This window comes from Peptostreptococcus sp. MV1 (assembly GCF_000758885.1).
Lineage (GTDB): Bacteria > Bacillota > Clostridia > Peptostreptococcales > Peptostreptococcaceae > Peptostreptococcus.
Window position 1 is genome coordinate 1 of the sequence record NZ_JRNB01000088.1, and the last position, 4,286, is coordinate 4,286.

At 33.3% G+C, this 4,286-nt stretch carries 5 protein-coding genes and 2 pseudogenes; all 7 read left to right on the plus strand.

The window, feature by feature from the left end:
- Nucleotides 1–35: 35 nt before the first annotated feature.
- Nucleotides 36–851: pseudogene (locus tag HMPREF1639_RS06635) on the plus strand (VirD4-like conjugal transfer protein, CD1115 family); the annotation flags it as partial.
- Nucleotides 852–1,007: 156 nt separating this feature from the next.
- A complete protein-coding gene (locus tag HMPREF1639_RS06640; RefSeq protein WP_036764676.1) occupies nucleotides 1,008–1,871 on the plus strand; it encodes an Abi family protein in 864 nt (287 codons plus the stop codon).
- A 190-nt stretch (nucleotides 1,872–2,061) separates the two neighbouring features.
- Nucleotides 2,062–2,385 (plus strand): single-stranded DNA-binding protein, encoded by a 324-nt coding sequence (locus HMPREF1639_RS06645; RefSeq protein WP_002842079.1) that lies wholly within the window; start codon nucleotides 2,062–2,064, stop codon nucleotides 2,383–2,385.
- Nucleotides 2,386–2,538 (plus strand): annotated as a pseudogene (locus HMPREF1639_RS06650) (Maff2 family mobile element protein); the annotation flags it as partial.
- Nucleotides 2,539–2,680: 142 nt separating this feature from the next.
- Complete coding sequence (locus HMPREF1639_RS06655) at nucleotides 2,681–2,899, plus strand: helix-turn-helix domain-containing protein (protein WP_036764678.1); 219 nt, start codon at nucleotides 2,681–2,683, stop codon at nucleotides 2,897–2,899.
- A gap of 83 nt (nucleotides 2,900–2,982) precedes the next feature.
- On the plus strand, nucleotides 2,983–3,474 hold the full coding sequence (locus tag HMPREF1639_RS06660; RefSeq protein ID WP_036764681.1) for a pyridoxamine 5'-phosphate oxidase family protein: 492 nt from the start codon (nucleotides 2,983–2,985) through the stop codon (nucleotides 3,472–3,474).
- Between the two features lie 101 nt (nucleotides 3,475–3,575).
- On the plus strand, nucleotides 3,576–4,253 hold the full coding sequence (locus HMPREF1639_RS06665; protein WP_036764683.1) for a GAP family protein: 678 nt from the start codon (nucleotides 3,576–3,578) through the stop codon (nucleotides 4,251–4,253).
- The last annotated feature ends 33 nt before the right edge of the window (nucleotides 4,254–4,286 follow it).

Below are 4,286 nucleotides of genomic sequence, written 5' to 3' on the forward strand. Positions count from 1 at the left end.
CAAAAAGTCGATAAAAATGATTAGAAAGTCCTTGACAAGTTGTTACAGGAAAAACTGCCAAATCAATCCTTATATCCTGTGGAGCAAGGCTTGCTCCATTTGATATCGAAGAACTAAGGGATCTTATGAAAGAAGATGAACTTGAGCTTGATACACTTGGAGAAAAGAAAACAGCTTTATTCGTAATAATATCGGATACAGATGATACATTTAACTTTGTAGTATCAATAATGTACTCACAATTATTTAATCTATTATGTGATAAAGCAGATGATGAATATGGCGGAAGACTTCCTGTTCATGTGAGATGCCTACTTGATGAATTCGCAAATATCGGCTTAATTCCTAAATTTGAAAAGCTGATAGCAACTATTAGAAGTAGAGAAATATCAGCTTGTATAATATTACAAGCACAATCACAACTAAAAAGTATCTATAAAGATAATGCAGATACCATAGTTGGCAATTGTGATTCTACATTATTTTTAGGAGGCAAAGAAAGAACAACATTAAAAGAATTATCTGAAAGCCTAGGCAAAGAAACAATAGACCTATATAACACATCAGAAACAAGATCAAATCAAAAGAGCTTTGGTTTAAATTATCAAAAAACCGGTAAGGAACTTATGAGTCAAGATGAAATAACTGTAATGGACGGTGGTAAGTGTATATACCAGCTAAGAGGAGTAAGACCTTTCTTATCTTATAAATTTGATATTACAAAGCATAAGAATTACAAGTTATTGGAAGATTATGATAAGAGAAATATATTTGACATAGAGAAATACCTGCATAGAAAAGATGAGGTTAAGTTAAAAGAGAGTATGGTAGTTGAAATATTAGATGAATAAATTTAAAATTAAATAAGAAGTAAGATAGATATTTAGGAAAGATTAAAAGAAAATACTTGACAAAAAATATTTTATAACATATAATAATGTCAACAGTACCCGACACGCCTCTTAACAATGCGGACCAAGTCGGGTCATTTGATTTTAGGAGAAAAAATGAAAAAAATTCATCAAGAACCGATTAGTATAGAAAATCAAGTAAAAAACTTAATAGACTTAGGACTTTTAGTAGAAGATAAAACTTATGCTAAGAAAATTCTTGGAAGAATATCCTTTTACAGGCTGATTAAAGCTTATAGTATCACATTAAAAAAAGATGGAAGATATATATCAGGAATAAGTTTTGAAGATATTGTAAGTTTATATAAATTTGATAGAGAACTTAGACAGCTTATATTTGAAACAATAGAGCATATTGAAGTTTCTTTAAGAGCAGTTATCACAAACTATTTTTCTTTAAGATATGGGAACTTTTCATATAAAGATATGAATAATTTTGAGAAACAAAAGGAACAAGAAAGGGTACTAGAAGAATTAGCAAGGGAAGTTAAAAGAAATAGACGCTCACCATTTATAAAAAACTTTAAAGACAATTATGAAGGTGGAGAAATTCCACTCTATGCAGTGATAGAAGTAGCAAGTTTTGGAACTTTATCTAAAATGTATAAGAATATGAAAAATGAAGATAAAAGTAAAATTGCAAAAGTCTTTCATACAGACTACCATTACTTTGAATCTTGGATAGAAAATTTTGCCTATATAAGAAATATATGTGCCCATTATGGCAGGCTATATGGAGCAAAGCTTACAAAATCACCAAAGCTATATAAAGAATATTTAAAAAATAATATTTCAAACAATACAATATTTGCTACATTAGTTAATCTTAAAATAGTTTCTGAAGAAGAAAATTACAAAAATTTTTATCATGATCTAATAGCACTAATAGCAAGATATGAAAATATTGAATTAAGACATGTTGGCTTTATAGAAAACTGGAAAGAATTACTAAAACCATAAAATTAAATAGAGAAATTTACACCGAAAAAAACATTTCGGTGTTTTTTTATGCCCAAAGGAGGAAGAATGAAATATATACGAGATGAGCCGAAAAAATAAGATACAGAGAAAAATGAAATATTAATTAATTAGAAGTAGAAGCGATAGAGAAAACTATCGCTTTTTTTATGGAATAAAGGAGATAGAACAAATGGAAAGAGAAATGCTAAATATTAATGGAAATCTAGTAGGAGAAATAAAAACAACTGCAATAGATACAAAGGAAGGAGAAAAAGAAGTAGCTAACTTCACAATAGTTAGAAAGAACAAAGAAGAAGGAAAGGTTAAGAAAGAATATATCTACTGTAATCTCTACGGAGAAAAGGCAAAAAGTGTGAAGGAATTTAAAAGTGGAGAATACATCCATATTTTTGGATATTTTAAGGAAACAAAAAAAGAAGACAAGACATTTAAAAATTTTATCGTAAAGCACATAAATAAAATTAAAAAAGAAGAAAAAGAGGAGGAAATATAAATGGAATTTTTTACACAAGCAGTAAATGTATTAAAAATATTAGTTACAGCAATTGGTGCAGGGCTTGGAGCATGGGGTGTTATCAACCTGATGGAAGGTTATGGGGATGACAACCCTGGTGCTAAATCTCAAGGCATTAAGCAGCTTATGGCTAAGTAGATGTAATCAAGAAAAGAAAGGAAAAGCACAATCCAGACGGAACCGGCGGTTGTGTCAAGAAATGTTTGTGGAATAGCAAGAACTTTGATATAATAGGAGCAGGAACCCCGTAACCGGGAGAAAGGCAGGAGGATAAATGCACATAAGCTATAAACCTCTCTGGCATACGCTGGTTGAGCGCAATATGAGGAAAGAGGACTTGCGGATTGCCGCCGGTCTTACCACAAATATGATTGCCAACATGGGTAAAGGCAAAAACATCAGCATGGAAACGCTGGTTCGTATCTGCGAAGCCCTGAATTGTGGAATTTTGGATGTGATTGAGTTGGAGCAAGACGAACCGAAACATGATTGACTTTTGGGGGATAGGATGTTATACTAAGAGAGAATCATAAGCAACTCTGTTTTGTCAGAGTAAATACACAGGGAGGATTTGTTATGTTTAGAGAAATGCGCCTGAAAAGGCAACTTCTTTCAAAAGAAGATACCCAAAAAGTATTGTATCAGGGAACATCTGGAGTTTTAGCTGTATCAGGTGATGATGATTATCCCTATGCGGTTCCGCTTAGCTATGTATATGATGGGCATAAAATTTATTTCCATGGTGCCAAAGCCGGACACAAATTAGACTCTATTGTCAAAAATCCGAAAGCCTCTTTTTGCGTAATTGACAAAGACCAAATAGTACCGGATGAATACACAACTTATTTTAGAAGTGTCATTGTTTTTGGAACGATTCGCATTCTTCACGATGAAGCAGAAAAAAGAGAAGCCATTGAAAAATTGGCAGTTAAATATGCGCCTGATGATACAGAAGAAAATCGTAACAAAGCGATTGAAAGGGAATGGAATCCGTTATGTGTGTTGGAAATGACCCCTGAACATATAACTGGAAAAGAAGCGATTGAGTTAGTTAGACAGCATAAATAAGCAATCAAATGTTATTATCAGCCCGCCGGGGCATAGATATTGTGTAGTAGGCCTGCGTTACACAAAACGCAGGCCTATTTGTATTTAAGGAGTGAAAGAATATGTGGTTTTTATTAGGTACTACATTAACAGCAAGTTTTTTTGACAGTTTGAATCCATCTGCTATTGCACAGCAGATGTTGCTTCAAGCTATGGTAAAAAAGAAGCGCCATATTTGGTTTTTTATTTGTGGCATTGGAACAGCAAATTTGATAATGGGCCTTGCCATTTACTACGGAATTGCTACATGGGTATCAAAATTTCTTACGAAAATCGTCAATGCGTATCCGCTGTATGTGTATGGGGCGGCGGCAATAGGCGGTATCGTCCTTTTGGGGGCTGGAATCCGGCTTATCATCAAGACAAGACAAAGCAACGCTGAAAAAAACAATAATGGATGTGAGGAAACCGAAAATGTCAAAGCCCCTGCCCAGCTTTCCCCGGTATCGTTGTTTATCATGGGAGCAGCTTTTTGTATGGTAGAATTGACGAGCGCATTTCCGTATTTTGGCTTTTTAGCACTATTGACAAGTTATCATTTGATATTTCCATTGGCGCTGCTATTTATGTTGATTTATAACTTTATGTATATGCTCCCACTTATCCTGCTCTATTTTGGTTATAACAAATTGCAAGGGACAACTACAATCAAAAAATTAGAAAGCGTATTGGATAAAGTATCATCGTACATTGTACCAGTTGTGGTAAGTTTGGTTGGTATCCTTTTACAGGCTGATTAAAGCTTATAGTATCACATTAAAAAAAGATGGAAG

Bases quoted from the DNA above. Each gene is read 5' to 3' on its own strand.
- HMPREF1639_RS06640 (WP_036764676.1), top strand. From the start codon at position 1,008: ATGAAAAAAATTCATCAAGAACCGATTAGTATAGAAAATCAAGTAAAA.
- HMPREF1639_RS06645 (WP_002842079.1), top strand. From the start codon at position 2,062: ATGGAAAGAGAAATGCTAAATATTAATGGAAATCTAGTAGGAGAAATA.
- HMPREF1639_RS06655 (WP_036764678.1), top strand. From the start codon at position 2,681: ATGCACATAAGCTATAAACCTCTCTGGCATACGCTGGTTGAGCGCAAT.
- HMPREF1639_RS06660 (WP_036764681.1), top strand. From the start codon at position 2,983: ATGTTTAGAGAAATGCGCCTGAAAAGGCAACTTCTTTCAAAAGAAGAT.
- HMPREF1639_RS06665 (WP_036764683.1), top strand. From the start codon at position 3,576: ATGTGGTTTTTATTAGGTACTACATTAACAGCAAGTTTTTTTGACAGT.